We start from the raw sequence: 16,007 nt of genomic DNA, 5'->3' as shown, positions 1-16,007 counted from the left end.
ACCTGTTCATACTTACGGACTAATCTTGTCGGAGCAGCACGGAAAGGGTGAGCATGCAATCGCGATTTACGGTCGGTCCATGAACCCTAACGGCACAGCTTATATTGCTGATTTGGCTGGATCATCGCATCGCTTCAAGTCATCGGTCCGCCATCGACCATGGTAATTGGATCATGAATTCGGCATGGCCCTTCTCGAACCTCGTGACCCGCATTCCTGATTCCGTAAGGAGCATGCCTTGAACGCCCGCATGGAGACGGCGATGACCGCCACCGCGCCGCTGCCTGACAAGTCCTTGCCCGATTCGCCTACGCTTGCCGGTGTCGGGGGTACCAAGTCGCGCGTGCTGTCGATCCAGGTCCTGCGCGGTTTCGCGGCCTGTGCGGTCGTCCTGTATCACACCGACATCATCCTCGGGCATCGAAACTATGGCACCAATTCCCAGTTCGGCGGTCTGGCCGAGTGGGGCTGGCTTGGCGTCAACCTGTTCTTCATGATCTCGGGCTTCACGATTCTTCTCGCGCATCATCGCGACGTCGGCGTCCCGCAGCGCCTGGCCCGATATTCGTGGCGGCGTTTCGTCCGCGTCTATCCGATCTATTGGCTGATGGCGGTCGCGTTTCTGATCGCAACCTATTTCAAACCCGATTATCGCCCGCTCGACCTGCGCCCAGGCAATCTCCTGACCACCGTGATGCTCCTGCCGTTCGTGCAGGACCCGGAACTGCCGCTCAAGGTCGCTTGGAGCATGTTGTTCGAGGTCATGTTCTATGGCCTGTTCGCGCTGGCGATATTGAGCCGTCACGCGTCGCGACTGCTATGGCCCCTTTGGACGGTCGCGATCCTGGTGTCCGTGTTTGTCTTCCACAGATACGCCCTGGATCCCCTCAACGTCTATAATCTGTACTTCATCCTCGGTGCCCTGCTGTGGCGGGCGATGCCTCATCTGAGGGCCAGCGCGCTGATTCCGCTGCTGCTGGGCCTGGGCATCAGTTGCGTGGCCGTGTCGGGCATCGTGGGGCCGCGCGCCAATTTCGACCATGACAATCTGGCGCTGTTTGCGGTCGCTTTGCCTGTCCTGTTCGTCCTGGCCATCTGCCTCGTCGCGGAAAAGGCCTATCCACGCCTGTTCTCCTCCCCGACCCTGCTGCTGATCGGTGACGCGTCCTATTCGATCTATCTGGTCCACTCCGCCGTGCTTTCGGTCGCGGGGTCGCTGCAGTCGAAGGCGCTGATGTGGATACCGGGGGTCGTCTACTTTGTCGCCGCCGGGGTCGGGTCGGTCATCGTCGGCATCGGCGTTCACCTCTACATCGAAAAGCCGATCCTGACGCGCCTGCGGGATCGCCTTTCCCCTAGGCATTCGGCGTGACGGCGAAACGTGGCTCGCGCAAAATCATCGACATCTCTCTCGACCAGTTGCGCTACTGGTTGTTGGTCGGTGCTTTCGTCCTGCTGATCCTGGTGTCGGCGACGCAGATCAAGTCGATCCCGCCGAGCGCCACCGAATACACGGCCCAGTTCGGCGCGGGCAATGCCTTGCGCCAGGGGCTTTACAGTCTGTGCGTCGGCATGGTCCTGATCGCGTCGCGGCCGGTCAAGATCGGATGGCGGCTGGTGGCGATCCCGCCGACCATTTTGCTGCTACTCGCCTTCTGCGTCGCCAGCATCGGCTGGTCTGACGCGCCCAGCGTCGCGGTGCGACGCCTGATCCTGACCGTCATGATCATCTGGACCGTCTTTCGCTGCGTCGACGAGTTGGGGTATCGGCGGGCGATGGACTATATGGTGGCGACGCTGCTGGTCCTGCTGTTCATCAACTATGCTTATGTCGCATCCACCCCCGCCGCGATCCATCAGGGCGGCGATGCCACCGATCCCGGGCTGGCGGGCGACTGGCATGGCCTGATCCCGCACAAGAACGACACCGGTCCCGTCCTTGCCGAAACCATCATCCTGCTGGCGTTCGGCTGCGGACGGCTGACCATGGTCTGGCGGCTGGCGATGCTGCTCGCATCGGGCTATTTTCTTTACCGGACGCATTCGAAGACCTCGCTCGGTCTCGTGTTTGTCGGGCTGGCAACCGGCCTGGCCTATCTGCGCTACCGACCGGCCTATCGCGCGCTGTTGATCCCTGTCCTCATGCTGGGCGGCGCGGTCGCGGCCTATGCCGCGATCACCTATGTCCCGATGCTGCTCGATTCGCTGGACAGCAGCGAGACCGCTTTCACTGGCCGCATCCAGATCTGGCGGACGATGACCGCCTATTTGCGCGAGCATTGGGTTTTCGGGGCAGGCTTCGGCAGCTTCTGGGATGCCGGCCCGGTCAGCCCGGCCAATGTCTATGGCCGATCCTGGGTTTCGGCCATGGTGTCGCAGGGTCATAACGGCTATCTCGACCTGTGGACCCAGTTGGGCATTTTCGGCCTGTTGCTGGCCGTGGCGGTGCTCTTCGTCATCCCCGGCGGCCGCTTGCTGATCGCCACCATGCCGTCGAAATATCATGCGGCGGCGGCGGCGGCCCTGCTGATCTTCCTGATGGGCCATAATCTGACCGAAACGACCATGATGGCGCGCGATACGTTCGGCAATCTGATGCTCGCGTTCGCAATAGCAGTCATCCAGAATCTCGCTCGAAAATCGCCCACGCCCGGCCCCAGGGCCTTTCGCGTGCGCAACGCCGCCAAGGGCGATCGATCGACCCGAAACGGATAATTGATACCTTTTTGTCCCTGAATTGGGCACCAGTCGACCCACGAACGGGATGTCTCGAACGATCGCTTTAGTGCATCGGCACAGAATGCTTGGTATTGCTGCAGAGCAACATGAGCCGGGGGGCTCATTATGGTTAATGCGAGCATTCGGCGTGTCCATAAGGACGATGGCGGTGGGGCAAATGCGACGGGTACGGATCGGCGAGGTATCGAGATGATGCGAACCTTGAGCGGCAAGGTCGACGACGGCGGGGCGGAAGGCATCGTGTCCGCGCGTTCGGACACGCCTTTGCTGATGTCGCGCATTCCTGCGCTGGACGGTATACGGACCATCGCAGTCCTGCTCGTCATGGGCGCGCATGGCGGGCTGGGCTCGCTGATCCCCGGCGGGTTCGGCGTGACCGTGTTCTTCTTCCTCAGCGGCTTTCTCATCACCTCGCTGATGCGCAGTGAGAACAGGCAGACCGGCACCGTCAGCCTCGCGCAATTCTATATCCGCCGCTTCATCCGTATCCTGCCGCCCTTGTATATCTCGCTCGCGCTTTGCGAGATACTGATCGCGAGCGGCATCTTTGTCTTGCCGCGTTCTCCGGAATGGCTAGGCGTCGTCTCCCAGGTCTTCTTTTTCCAGAATTATGCCAGCCTGTTCGGAAATCCGATCGGCATACCTCTAACGGGAATCTGGTCACTGGCGGTGGAGGAGCATTTCTACATGTTCTTCCCGCTTTGCTATGTCTTCCTCGTCCGCAAGCTTTCGCAAAAACAGCAGCTTCTGTTCTGCCTGCTGGTCTGTGCGATACCGCTCGGCTTCCGCATCTATTATGCCCTGACGCTCGCGGATTATAGCGGCAACTACAATTGGTCGCATACGCGCATCGATTCGATCATGTTCGGCGTGTCGCTGGCGCTTTTCAACAATCCCCGGCTCGATCGCGATGCCTGGCGGCCGCATTCCACCCATGCGATCCTCGCAATCGCGATCCTCTTCATCAGCCTGATCGTCCGCGACGAGTTGTTCCGCCAGACGCTGCGCTACACGTTGCAGGGCGTGGCGCTCTATATCCTGTTCAGCTACGCGATCTGGGACAGCGGGCGGCTGGCTCGGCTGCTGGCAAGCCCGTTTTCGGTGATCGTCGCGCGCTACTCGTACACGCTGTATCTCATCCATCTACCGCTGCTGCTGCTGCTCCGCCAGTTCATCGCGAGCCGCCTGTTGTCCGTCCCCGTCGCCTATATGCTCGCCTTCCTCTATGCGGCGGCGATGTATCGCTGGGTCGAGCGACCGCTGGCGGCATGGCGCCACCGCCTTCATTCGGCCAGGACGGACGAATTCGAAAAGCCCGTCCACGCCACCGACCTGATCCATGATCGGTCGCACGCGTCGTGAGCGCCCAGATGCGGTCCCCGAGCAGGCTAACCACGCCTGTCCTCAATACATGGCGCCGTATCGACATAGAAGCGGCCCTCGACATGGTCCTGGGTCTGGCGCTGGTGTGCGCGACCCTTACCTCGGCCACGCTGCTGATGAGCTTTGCGCCGGAGGGCGTCGAAACCGCTGCGCGCGAGGGCAGCGGTAGCGCGCTTCGGCAGGGTATCTATTTTGCGTGCGTCATCATCACTCTGCTGGCGTCGCGCCCCCTGATACAGCCGTCGCGGCTCGTGCCGTTTCCGCCGCGCATGTATGTGCTGCTCGCCTTCTGCCTGCTGAGCCTCACCTGGTCGGCGACACCCTTTGTCGGGCTGCGGCGCCTGGGCCTGACCTTCATCGTGATCTGGCTGATGTTCCGTATCGTCGATGGGCTCGGCTATCGGCGCGCCATCAACATCATGGTCTGGACGCTGGTCGGCATTCTCGTGGCGAATTACCTGGCGGTGGGGACGACTTCGGCGGCGGTCCATCGCTATGGCGGAAGCGATCCGGCGCTGGGCGGCAACTGGCGCGGGATCATCCCGCACAAGAACGACGCCGGCCCGATCACCGCCGTCACCATCGTCCTGTTGAGCTTCGGCATGGGCCGTCTGCGCCTAGGCCTGCGGCTCGTCCTGATCGCGGCGGCCGCCTATTTCCTGCTGCGCACCCATTCCAAGACGTCGATCGGCCTGGTGGGGGTCGGTCTGTTCGCGGGCTGGCTGCACTACCACTATAACCCCGCCTATCGCGTCCTGCTCGTTCCGGTGTTGCTGATCCTGGGGGCGGTGCTGGTCTATGCCGGGAACGATTATATTCCCTCGCTGCTCTCCTCGCTCGATAGCAGCGAGGACGCCTTTACCGGCCGCATCCAGATCTGGCAGACGATGATCGGCTTCCTGAAGGATCATCCCTGGTGGGGTGCGGGCTTTGGCAGCTTCTGGGACGCAGGCCCGATCAGCCCGGCCAATATCTATGGTCGCAGCTGGGTATCCTCCGTCGTGGCCCAGGGACATAATGGCTATCTCGACAACTGGACGCAGCTGGGCATTTTCGGACTGGTGCTGACGGTGGCGGTGTTTTTCGTCGTGCCCCTCACCAAGTTGCTGATCGTGCGGGTGCCCGCCCGCTACGGGGCGGCGGCGGTCGGCGTCCTGATCCTGCAGCTGGGGCAGAATTTCACCGAATCGACGATGTTGATGCGCGACTTTTTCGGCAACCTCATCCTGGCCTTCATCGTGGCCTGCGTGGACAATATGATCGCCACGACCCGTGTCCCGCGCCTGCCGCACACCGGCCCCTCACCGCGCGACGGGCTGGGGGAGGACGAGCACGCCGCCCATGCCTCACCCGCCATGTCACCGGCGCGGCGACACCTTCCCTCTATACCTGCCGGTCGATCATGACGTCCCGGAACCTAGGAGCAATCATGTCATGACCGTGACGATCGGGATCAAGGCCCTGAACGAGGAGCGGCATATCGGCCGTTCGATCGAAAGCGCACTGGCGGCGGCGGTCCCCGTCGGCGGCGATGTCGTATTGGCCGATAGCGGATCGACCGACCGGACGCTGAGCATCGCGGCGGATTACCCGATCCGGGTCGTCCAGCTGGCCAATCTGGACGAGCGCTGCTGCGGTGCGGGCGCACAGCTCGCCTTCCAGAACGCGACCGGGACCTATTTCTACCTGCTCGACGGCGACATGGTCATCGATCCGACCTTCGTACGCGAGGGCATCGCTTTTCTCGACGCCCATCCGGATCATGCCGGTGTCGGCGGCCGGGTGCGCGAGATGAACACGGTCGGCCAGGGTTTCCAGATTCGCGCGCGCGTGCTGGAGACGACCGGCCACTGGAATCCCGGCGAAGTCGACCGGCTGGACTGCGGCGGCCTCTACCGGGTCGCTGCCCTGCGCGAAGCAGGCTGGTTCGCCGACCGCAATCTCCATGCCTTTGAGGAGTTCGATCTCGCTGCACGGCTGCGCGCACGCGGCTGGAAGCTGGCCCGGATCGACCTGCCCGCGGTGGATCATTACGGTCACCTGACCAGCGGCTACAAACTGCTGTGGCGGCGGCTGAAGACCGGCTATGCGGGCGCGGCGGGCGAAGTGCTGCGCGCCGCGCTGGGCCAGCGTCACCTGCCGCTGGTGCTGCGCGGATTACAGCATATCCGCTTCACGATGGTCATCGCCGCCTGGTGGCTGGCGCTGCTCCTGACCGCGCTGCTGGTCCGGCCCGCTTGGACGGCGATCGCGGTGCTGGCGGCGCTTGTCGCCGGGCCGATCCTGTTCCTCTCCTGGCGGCGCGGCGGGTTCAAGCTGGGCCTGTATTCGTTCGTCGAGTGGAATGTCGGGGCGATTGGCTTTCTCGGCGGGTTCCTCCGCCCGCGCGTCGCGCCGTCGCGACCGTTGGCCAGCGTCGACCTGTCGGAGCGCCGGGCATGAACACCATGAAGCCGTCCCGCACCGTCATCCTGTTTTCGCGTGAAAATCGCCACGCGCCGGGCGGGGTCGAGCTGTTCAATCGTAACCTGCGTTCCCTGCTGGATGGCTACCGCGTCATCCATGTCCAGGAGGCATCGCCCGACCAGCCGACCAAGGCCGCCTATCTCCACCGCCTGCGCGGCACGATCCAGGCGATCCGCGAAAATCCCGGTGCGCCGGTGCTGGTCCAATATGGTAGCTTCCTGGACGTGCTGGCCATCGCCGCGCTGCGCCCCTTCTCGGACAATATCTATGCGATCGCGCACTGCTCCGAATCGTGGAAGCACGTCACCTCGCCGCTGATGTTCGCGCCGACCGGGCAGATTCTGAAGCGCGGGCTGCGCCGCCTGTTCGTGCTGGCGCAGAACCAGGCCGATGTCTTCGCCGTGGCGCGCCCGCATCGCATCCACACGATCATCCACCCCGCCTATGACGCCCCCGCCCCGGCCCAGGCCAACCGACGTGGTTTCGTCTATGTCGGCCGTCTCGTGGCGGAGAAAGGCGTGCTCGATCTGGTCGATGCCTGGGCGCTGCTCCATCGCGAGGGCTTTCGCGCGCCGCTCGACCTGTACGGCACGGGCGACGCCGCGTTCCTGGAGGAACTGAAGGCCAAGATCGCCGCGCTCGGCCTGTCCGAGGATATCGTCCTGCGTGGGCGGCTCGCCGATCCGGCGGCCATCGCGGCGGCCTATGACGGGGCCGAGGGCGTCGTCTATCCCAGCTATGTCGACGCCTTCCCGCTCGTCATCCTGGAAAGTTTCGCGCGCGGCACGCCCTGCGTCATCACCACGGTCGGCGAAGGACCGCGCTTCGTCGATTGTCCGGCGCTGACCGTGACGCCGGGCGACGTGCCCGCGATCGCGCAGGCCGTCCGCGCCATTGCGGATCGCCGAATCCCGGCCGAGCTGATCGCGGACCGCCAGGAAAAGGCGCGCGAATATGCGCGCGGACGGATCATCGACGACCTCGTTGCCGAGGGCGTATTGGAGAAAATGGCATGAGCGCTGGCTTCGTGAAGAAGACGGACCGCCTGTTCGGCATCGATTTCTACACCGGCAACCGCGCCGATCTGGTCACCGCGCTGTTGAACGAGCGCGCCGATTCCGTGCGCCTGGTCGTGACCTGCAATCTCGACCATCTTTATCTGATCGAGCAGGATCCGGCCTTTCTGGACGCCTATCGCGCCGCCTGGGTGGCGACCGTCGACAGCCGCCCGCTGAACTTCGCCTCGAAGATCCTCTACAAGGTCGAGCCGCCGCTCATCACGGGATCGGACCTGTTCCCCGAACTGCTCGACGGGTTGCGCCCCGCCGACCACCGCATGTTCTTCGTGTGCAGCACCGACACGGTGGCCGAACGGCTGGTCGAGCATATGGTCGCGCGGGGCTTCACGCGCGAGGCGATCGGCGTGGCCGTGCCCCCCTTCGGCTTCGAGAAGGATGCCTCCGAGACCGAAGCGCTGCTGAGCGCGATCCGGGCGATCGACCCGACCCATTTGTTCATGGGCGTGGGCGCGCCCAAGTCGGAAAAGTGGATCATGCAGCACCGCGCCACGCTGCCCGCCACCTATGCGCTGGGCCTGGGGGCCTCGCTCGATTTCGTCGCGGGGGTCAAGACACGCGCGCCCGAATGGGTCCAGTCGATCAGCATGGAATGGATGTACCGCCTGCTCCAGGAACCGAAGCGGCTGACCTCGCGCTACGTCAAGGACGGGCTGGCCTTTGTCCGGCACGTCCGGCGGGTCCGCGCGGAGGAACGCCGCGCCCGCTGATGCCGCACGCCTCCCGGCCCGGCCTATCTGCGCCGGGCGCCGGGCCAGGTGTTCAGAGGAGCTGGGTCGCCACGACGGCGAGCGCGGCCCAGCCGACCAGGCTGATCGCCGCCACGATGCCGATCCCCACGGCCAGGTTGCCGCGTTCCGGGCGGCGCTGCCGCGTAGAGGACGGCTGGCCGGGGAACATGGCGACGTTGTTGCCCGTATACGCAGCGGTCACCCCGCCCTTGGGCAATGGCTCCAGAAAGGCGCATCCATAGCCGCGTTCGTCGCGATGAACGATGCGCGACGCCACGCGGCCGATGCTTGGCACGCCGATGACCACGACATCCTCCGCCTGGAAATCGGCGGTGACTTCGATCCGGCAACCGTCCCGCGTCAGGTTGCTGATGACCACCTCACGCGAGTCGGGCTCGCCCGACAGACGGATCGTTCCCGTCCGACCCAGCGGCACACGCGGCGAGGCGCGACGCTCATCGGTTTTGGGCAATGCGTTCATTGACGACATGTTCGGGCCTTTGCTGCGGTGAAACCCTAATGCCTTGGAACGTCCAAAATTTGCTTAAACGGGATCGTTAACGGGCCGTGCACCACATCGGATCGACGCCAGCCCATCATCGGGCGATCGCGCCACCATTGTCCCCCAATGAGACGCACGCGCGCAGCGGCCCTCTGTCCGTCACGCGGCGCAAACATACCCAAAAGCTGGATTCACTTAGCGGATCGGAGGGGTAAGCACCGGTTTTCGGTTCCTTTTGGGCCTATGCCCAAGGGCAGTCGGCACCGACAGCTTTCGGTGGCAAATGCCCCTCGCGTCGCATACGAGACCAGAGCGCGGCCATGGGTTTTCGGCGCGTTTTGGGGACAGCGGCTTTGGTTGAATTCGTCGACAACGACGCGGGACAGGACGCCCGGTGAGCAACGCGCGTTCGGGCATCGGTTCCAAATCGCTGTGGACCATCGGGACCTATGTGGTTTCGGCGGGCATCCGCTTTGCGTCCAACATCGTCCTGTCGCGTCTGCTCGGCCCGGAAATCCTGGGCATCGTCGTGATCGCGCAGGCCGTCCGCGTCGGCACCGACCTGCTGTCCGATGTCGGGCTGGAACAGAATGTCATCCACAGTCCGGCGGGTGAGGATACGGATTTCCTCAACACCGCCTGGACCATCCAGGTCATACGCGGCATCCTGATCTCGCTGGTCTGCCTGGCGTTGTCACCGCTGCTGGCGGGCTTCTACGGCGTCGATACCCGTGTCCTGTTCGCGATCAGCCTGGCCCCTTTCATCAGCGCGATGATGTCGACCGGCATCTATACGCTCGCCAAACGGCTCGATGTCCGGACGCGCAATCTCTACGACCTCGCGTCGGAGGCGGTGGGCCTGGTCATCACCGTTATCCTCGCCTTCACGCTGCGCAATGTCTGGGCGCCGATTTTCGGCATCCTGCTGGCCATCGCGTTCCGCTCGGCGCTCAGCTACTGGCTGCCGCATCCCCGCCACCGGCTGACCCTCTCTAAGGCCCATGCCTGGGACATCTTCCATTTCAGCAAATGGATCATGATATCCTCGCTCGCCTTCTACGCCGCGGTCTATATCGACCGGCTGTATCTGGGCCGCGTGGTGACGCTGGCGACGCTGGGCATCTACGGCCTCGCCAAGGCGATTTCGGATCTGCCCGCGACCGTCGCCGGACGCCTGGCCTTTCAGATCGTCTTCCCCTTCGTGGCGGACAAGCGGGACGGCGCCAGCGGCGCCTTCGCCGAGCCCGCGCGCAAGGAACTGGGGCGCACCCGCCTGCACTTCCTGCTGCTGGTCGCCGGCGGCATCGCCACCGTCATGGCCTGGTCCGACGTCGCGGTGCACATGCTGTATGGCCAGCGTTATCTGGACGCGGGGTGGATGCTCTGCCTGTTGCTGATCGGCAGCTGGATCGCGGTGGTCGCCCAGTTGAACGAGGCGATCGTCTTCGGCTGCGGCCAGCCCAAGGTGGTAAGCTTCGCCAACACGATCCGCATCGCCGTCATCGCCGCGCTGTTGCCGCTGGGCTTTGCGATCGGCGGCCTGGCCGGAGCGATCCTGGCCCTGCCCGCCACCGAATTGTGCCGTTACGGCATTCTGCTTGCCGCCCAGCGCCGGGCCCGGATCACCTATGTCCGGCAGGATCTGGCGCTGACCCTGGTGCTGGTGCTGGTCGTGGCGGGATGGGTCGGCATTCGCATGGCGATTGGCCTGGGCGTGCCATGGAGCATGATCCACTAGGCCGGTTCATGGCGCGGGGTGACGCGCGCACGGCAAGGGATCGGCTCGACAGGGAGATGTGAGGTGGCGAAGCGCAAGGAGTTGGAAGGATTGCAGATGCTGCGGGGCATCTGCGCGACCGCCGTCGTGGTGGACCACACTGCGGGCATGTTGGGCGATCCCAAATATGGCGGTTTCAACCTTCTCGGCGGCGCGCTGGAATATGGCTTCCTGGGCGTCGACATCTTCTTCGTCATCAGCGCCTTCATCATGTGCGCGGTCGTGCTGCGCGGATCCGACTTCACGCCGAAGATCAGCGCGGCCTCCTTCTTCGAGAAGCGCTTCTCGCGCATCGTGCCGCTGATGTGGATCGCGATCCTGTCCTATGCCGCGATGCAGGCCGTCTTCGTCCGCGCCCCCGCCGAATGGGGCGGCTATCTGCGCGCGATGGTGCTCTGGCCCGACTCCTTCCTGCGCCCGACGATCATCTGGACCCTGCGGCAGGAACTGGTCTTCTACATCCTGTTCTGCCTCGCCTTCTTCACCATCCGGCCCGCACGCTGGATCCTGCTGCTCTGGGTGCTGTCTCCCTTCGCCTATGTCGCCACGCTCGGCTCCTGGACGGCGACGACCGGCTATATCGACACGACCGCGTCGATCCTGTTCAGCTCGACCAATCTGGAGTTCGGCGCCGGGCTGATCGTCGGGCTGCTGTTCGTCCGCTACCCGCCGAAGCGCGACCTGGTCATGCCGGTCAATCCGCTCTTCATCCTGACCGCGCTGTCGATCGCCGCCTTTGCCGTGTGCGGGATGTTGGGCCTTCAGGGGCAGACGCTGATCACCACGGGCCTGATGGGCGTGATGGGCGGCCTGATCGTGGCGCTGTCGGTCCGGGTCGCCTGCCCCCCCGGACTCGTCACCCGGATCGGGATACTCCTCGGCAACGCTTCCTATTCGATTTACCTCTTCCATTCGCATGTGTTGGCCAGCGTGCTGGCGGTGCGCGCGAAACTGGGCTTCGATCCGGGCGGCTGGGTGATCCTGGCCGGCGTCTCGCTGCTCGCCATCGGGGTCGGCGTGGTCATCTCGCTGGTCATCGAGCAGCCGCTGGTGCGGCTGGCCAAATCGCTTCTCGTACGCCCGAACCGCACGGCTCCGGCGGGTCTGCCCCGCTGAGGGCGTCGGCACTCCCCTGCGGCTCCACGATCTGAAGGACTATCGCCATGTCGGACGATCACTCGCTTCTCCTCGTCACCCATGTTCCCGTGCGGATCGCGGGCAACCGTGCCTGGATCGACGGCCAGACCGCCGCCGGGATTGCGCAGTGGTGCCGGTATTTCAGCCGCGTGACCTATTATGGCATAGCGCAGGACCATGCGCCGGACAGCAGCCCGCCCGCAGGCTGGGTAGCGGCGGACGACGCGATGTTCGACGGCCGCCTCGACCTGCGCGCGCTGCCGAGCGGTTATGGCCTGGCGGGCATGAAGCGCCACTATGGGGCGGTCCGCCGCACGCTGCGCGACGCCATCGCCCGGCATCGTCACCTGTGCTTCACCATCGGCGGGCTGATCGGCGACTGGCCCGCCCTGGCCGCGATCGAGGCCAAGCGGCAGAAGCGGGACTATGCCGCCTGGATCGATGTGGTCGAGCCATCGCTCATCCGTGCGAAGGCGCGGCGCGGCTCGATCGCCAAGCGCGCCGCCGCCGAAATCCTGATTCCCGTGGCCGAGGCCTATACCCGCCACATTCTGCGCCACAGCAAGGTGGCGTTGCTGCAGGGCCGCGACACGTTCGATCATTATGCCCGCTACGCGCCCGAGCCGCACTGTACCTATGACACACATACCCATGTGTCGGACCGGATCGCACCCGAGGCGATCGCCGCCAAGCAGGCGCGGATCGCCGGCGGCGCCCCGCTGGAGATCATCTATGTCGGCCGCGCCACGGCGATGAAGGGTCCGTTCGACTGGCTGGCGACGCTCGAAGACCTTGCCGCCCAGCAGGTGCCGTTCCGCGCCACCTGGATCGGCAACGGCCCCGACCTGGATGCCATGCAGGCGCGCGTGTCGCAGGGCGTGCTGGCGAACCATGTCGACCTTGCCGGGTTCGAGGGGCGGCATGACGTGATCCTGCGCCGCCTGCGCGAAAGCGACCTGCTGCTCTTCTGTCACCAGACGGCGGAGTCGGCCCGGTGCCTGGTGGAAGCCCTGGTCTCGGGATGCGCGCTGGTCGGTTACGGCACCGGCTATCCGCGCGGACTAGTCGAGCAGCACGGCGGCGGCGCCTTCACCGCGCCGGGCGATCCCCAGGCGCTGGCGGCGCAGCTGGCCGCGCTTCATGCCGATCGTGAAGGGCTCGCCCGGCTGATCGGCCAGGCGGCGGCCAGTGGCGGACTGTACGACGAAGACGGTGTGTATGCACACCGCGCCGGACTGATGGCGCGCGCCTGAAGCCTTTCAGGCGTTGAACGATCGGGGGATGGCGGGCGACCGCCGTCCCCTTTTTTGTCACGTCTAGCCCATCGCGATCCGCGTAGCCTTCTGGCCCCTCGCTCCATTCGGCGTGAGCGAAGTCGAAGGCCAAGGGAAACACCGACGCCCCGGATCAATAGGCGTTACGGTGGACCGCGACCTTCAGGGTCGAGATGATGATGACGATATCCTGCCACAGCGACCAGTTGGCGATATATTCCAGGTCGGCCTGAAGCCGCTGCTCCAGGTCGCGACGGTGATGGGTCGCCCCCCGGAAACCCCGCACCTGCGCGAGGCCGGTGATGCCGGGCTTCAACACGTGACGATGCCAGTAGCGTTCGTTCACCTCCCAGAAGAGATGCTCGCCCGCCAGCGAACCCAGCGCATGCGGGCGCGGGCCGACCAGGCTCATCGATCCGAGCAGCACGTTGAACAGCTGCGGCAATTCGTCGATGCTGGTGCGACGGATCAGGCGACCGACCCGCGTGATCCGGTTGTCGTCGCGTGACGCCGAAACCCGGCCTTCGGAATCCGACTGCTCGGTAATCATGCTGCGGAATTTATAGATGTTGAAGAAGGCGTTGCCGCGGCCGACGCGGCGCTGCTTGAAGAAGACCGGCCCCTTGCTGTCCAGCTTGATCGCCACCGCCACGGCCAGCAGCGCGGGGGAGATCAGGATCAACAGCGGCAGGGTGACCGAAATATCGAGCATGCGCTTCATGATCCGCTGCGCCAGCGCCAGCGGGCCGGTCGACACGAGCAGGGTCACGCGTCCCTTATAGCGCTCGACGCCGAGCACGCCGAACTGCTCCAGCCCCTCGGTCGCGATCTCGCCCCGGACATTGGCGCCCTTCAGCATCATCGCCCAGCGTTCGCGGCGCTCGGGCGGACAGAAGATGACCACCCGGTCGATGCCCCGCGTCAGGCGGGCAAAGGCATCGAGCATCGCCGGATTCGCGAGATCGGGTTCGATCCCCAGCGTTTCGGTCGAGAGGCAGGAGGAGCGCAGGATCGCGCCGTCCTCGCCATCGACCAGCGCGAGTTCGGACACCAGAGAGCGGCCATGGCGGCGTCGGGCCAGCTTGTCGACGATCAGCCGGAACAGGATCAGCAGAAGCGCCGCCCCGATCATCACCGCCAGCAGCGTCAACCGGGGCAGCCGCTGCTCCAGACGCAGAAAATAGGATACCAGAAAAAGCCCCGCAAAGGTCGCCGCCAGCGCGTGGAGCGCGGTCCGGATGCCGAAGCGCGGTGCCTCCAACGCCTGAATCGAGAAGGCGCCCTTCGTAAACGAGGTCCAGCCATACAGGGCCAGCGCCACGAACAGGATGGGAATCCACTGCACACCATAGGTCGGCATGTAGAGCGGAGCCAGCATCGCCAGCGAAATGGCCAAGGCGTCGGCCAAGGCCAGCAGGATATAGAGGCGCAGACGCAGCGTGGTCGATCGCATCGACCGCGCCACGGCATCAAGCGGTTGATCGCCTGGAAAAATTTGCCCGCTCATCGATCACCGATCCGATTGCGTGATCGTAAAGAAAGGCAACGTCCATGGCATGTATCTAAAATCCCCTGCTTCAACCTTGATGAAGAGCCAACTTGCTCGACCTGCCTCTCGCGAACCTGTTCTTCGTCATGGGCCGGGATCGACGCGACCGAATCATCGATCGGCCGACACGCCGACAGCGACGTTGCGAACACCCTTTCCTTCGCCTTCGCCAGAGCGGCGTGATGAAGCGCCGTTTCTTTGCGATGGTAACGGTTAAAAACTTTGCCGATCCAATAACCCGATTGTGGAAAGACGGCGATGCGCGCCGGGCGGCCCCTGTCCCATTGTGGGCCATGGCCCGGACACCCCGAAATCAGGAAACAGCACCGCCCATTGGCCTGCATGTGGCGGATCGCGCCTAAAGCTTTTGGCATGGCGGCCGTACCCAGTGACGTGGCCATCGTTACGCGATCGTCACGGCGAACTGGCGATATCCGGAAAACTGGTTAATTCCCGTTAAACCTTCCCTCTGAACCCGCCCGCAAGAAGCGATCGGCCAATTTCGTCCGTGATTTGGAGGAGATCGGCATGAGGTCGTTCACGAACCGGACCATGCAATCCGCGCTGCTGGCGTTGACGGCAACGACGCTGGGCGTGAGCGCGGCGGAGGCCAGGAGCGTGCCGGGCGGATTCGTCCGCCTGGGCAGCGAAACGGCGCCCCCGCGCGGCTTTGTCGAAATGTGCGCCAGCGGCGTGGAGCCTGGCTTCTGCTCGCCGACGCAGCCCAAGGGCCCATCCGGGGCCTTTGCCACGGCGGGCTTGCGCGACCAGGCCGACGCCGGCTTGGCCGGGGACGCGCGCTGGGGTGGACTGGCCGCGTCGTGGGTGTCGCCTCGGCACGCCGCCCCGCTGACCGATCTGCGTCCGGCGGTGTTCCAGGGCGGGCCGCAGGGAACCGCGTCGTCTGCCTCGCCACCCGTCGCGTCGGGCACGCACGAAACCCTGTCTCCCGCCGAGCAGAAGGCGATGCTTCAGCGGATCAACCGGAACGTCAACTACCGGGTGAAGCAGCGGTCCGACCAGGAAATCTATGGCGTCGGCGAATTGTGGCGGCCCACCGGCATAGGCCGTGGTGCGGTCGGCGATTGCGAGGACCTGGCGATCGAGAAGCGCGCGGAACTGGTCGCGGCGGGCTTTCCCGCCAACCGGCTGGCCTTTGCCGTGGTCTATTCCCGCGCGGCGGGCCTGCACACCGTGCTGGTCGCGCGCATGGAGAATGAGGATGTGGTGCTGGACGGCCGCTCCTCGATGATCGTCAGTTGGGTCAAAGCGCCCTATAGCTGGATCAGCGTCCAGTCGATGGACGACCCGATGATCTGGCACAACGCCGCCTGACGCGACGCCGCCCCTCCTGCCTGCCGCACACCCGTTTC

Annotated in this window: 14 protein-coding genes; 11 read left to right on the top strand and 3 right to left on the bottom strand. The window is 64.7% G+C overall.

The window, feature by feature from the left end:
• The first annotated feature begins 238 nt into the window (after positions 1 to 238).
• The 7 genes from NS355_RS06945 (at position 239) to NS355_RS06915 (ending at position 8,374) form a co-directional block, all read left to right on the top strand.
• Positions 239 to 1,372: an acyltransferase family protein gene (locus NS355_RS06945; protein WP_153008094.1), complete on the top strand. Its 1,134-nt coding sequence runs from the start codon at positions 239 to 241 to the stop codon at positions 1,370 to 1,372.
• Positions 1,369 to 2,715 (top strand): O-antigen ligase family protein, encoded by a 1,347-nt coding sequence (locus NS355_RS06940; RefSeq protein WP_058745042.1) that lies wholly within the window; start codon positions 1,369 to 1,371, stop codon positions 2,713 to 2,715. The genes NS355_RS06945 and NS355_RS06940 overlap by 4 nt, the downstream gene beginning before the upstream one ends.
• A 213-nt stretch (positions 2,716 to 2,928) precedes the next feature.
• Positions 2,929 to 4,101 carry an acyltransferase family protein gene (locus NS355_RS06935; protein ID WP_058745041.1) on the top strand — a complete coding sequence of 391 codons (1,173 nt, stop codon included), beginning with the start codon at positions 2,929 to 2,931 and terminating at the stop codon, positions 4,099 to 4,101.
• Positions 4,102 to 4,184: 83 nt separating this feature from the next.
• Entirely contained in the window at positions 4,185 to 5,528 is a 1,344-nt protein-coding gene (locus NS355_RS06930; protein WP_058745040.1) for an O-antigen ligase family protein, read from the top strand.
• A 28-nt stretch (positions 5,529 to 5,556) separates the two neighbouring features.
• The gene (locus NS355_RS06925) at positions 5,557 to 6,564 is read left to right on the top strand and encodes a glycosyltransferase (protein WP_058745039.1); all 1,008 of its coding nucleotides are present in this window, start codon (positions 5,557 to 5,559) and stop codon (positions 6,562 to 6,564) included.
• The gene (locus NS355_RS06920; RefSeq protein ID WP_058745038.1) at positions 6,561 to 7,604 is read left to right on the top strand and encodes a glycosyltransferase family 4 protein; all 1,044 of its coding nucleotides are present in this window, start codon (positions 6,561 to 6,563) and stop codon (positions 7,602 to 7,604) included. Before NS355_RS06925 ends, NS355_RS06920 begins: the two co-directional genes overlap by 4 nt.
• Entirely contained in the window at positions 7,601 to 8,374 is a 774-nt protein-coding gene (locus tag NS355_RS06915) for a WecB/TagA/CpsF family glycosyltransferase (protein WP_058745037.1), read from the top strand. Before NS355_RS06920 ends, NS355_RS06915 begins: the two co-directional genes overlap by 4 nt.
• Positions 8,375 to 8,426: 52 nt before the next feature.
• On the opposite strand, the gene NS355_RS06910 is transcribed toward NS355_RS06915, so the two are convergent.
• Positions 8,427 to 8,876 (bottom strand): PilZ domain-containing protein, encoded by a 450-nt coding sequence (locus NS355_RS06910; protein WP_058745036.1) that lies wholly within the window; start codon positions 8,874 to 8,876, stop codon positions 8,427 to 8,429.
• A 415-nt stretch (positions 8,877 to 9,291) separates the two neighbouring features.
• Between NS355_RS06910 and NS355_RS06905 the strand changes: the two genes are divergently transcribed.
• The 3 genes from NS355_RS06905 (at position 9,292) to NS355_RS06895 (ending at position 13,064) form a co-directional block, all read left to right on the top strand.
• Positions 9,292 to 10,635, top strand: a complete 1,344-nt coding sequence (locus NS355_RS06905; protein ID WP_058745035.1) for an oligosaccharide flippase family protein — start codon at positions 9,292 to 9,294, stop codon at positions 10,633 to 10,635.
• 63 nt (positions 10,636 to 10,698) lie between these two features.
• A complete protein-coding gene (locus NS355_RS06900) occupies positions 10,699 to 11,790 on the top strand; it encodes an acyltransferase family protein (protein ID WP_058745034.1) in 1,092 nt (363 codons plus the stop codon).
• A gap of 47 nt (positions 11,791 to 11,837) precedes the next feature.
• Complete coding sequence (locus NS355_RS06895; protein WP_058745033.1) at positions 11,838 to 13,064, top strand: glycosyltransferase; 1,227 nt, start codon at positions 11,838 to 11,840, stop codon at positions 13,062 to 13,064.
• A 154-nt stretch (positions 13,065 to 13,218) separates the two neighbouring features.
• On the opposite strand, the gene NS355_RS06890 is transcribed toward NS355_RS06895, so the two are convergent.
• Both NS355_RS06890 and NS355_RS18635 read right to left on the bottom strand, forming a co-directional pair.
• Complete coding sequence (locus NS355_RS06890) at positions 13,219 to 14,538, bottom strand: exopolysaccharide biosynthesis polyprenyl glycosylphosphotransferase (protein ID WP_244489583.1); 1,320 nt, start codon at positions 14,536 to 14,538, stop codon at positions 13,219 to 13,221.
• 50 nt (positions 14,539 to 14,588) lie between these two features.
• Positions 14,589 to 15,035 (bottom strand): hypothetical protein, encoded by a 447-nt coding sequence (locus NS355_RS18635; RefSeq protein ID WP_153008093.1) that lies wholly within the window; start codon positions 15,033 to 15,035, stop codon positions 14,589 to 14,591.
• A 127-nt stretch (positions 15,036 to 15,162) separates the two neighbouring features.
• Here NS355_RS18635 and NS355_RS06885 point away from each other — a divergent pair, with 127 nt between their 5' ends.
• Positions 15,163 to 15,969 (top strand): transglutaminase-like cysteine peptidase, encoded by an 807-nt coding sequence (locus tag NS355_RS06885; RefSeq protein WP_244489582.1) that lies wholly within the window; start codon positions 15,163 to 15,165, stop codon positions 15,967 to 15,969.
• The last annotated feature ends 38 nt before the right edge of the window (positions 15,970 to 16,007 follow it).

Source organism: Sphingomonas yabuuchiae, from assembly GCF_001477495.1.
GTDB classification, from domain to species: Bacteria; Pseudomonadota; Alphaproteobacteria; order Sphingomonadales; family Sphingomonadaceae; genus Sphingomonas; species Sphingomonas yabuuchiae_A.
Note: the sequence above shows the minus strand (reverse complement) of the source record. Positions and strands in the feature narration are given on the sequence as shown.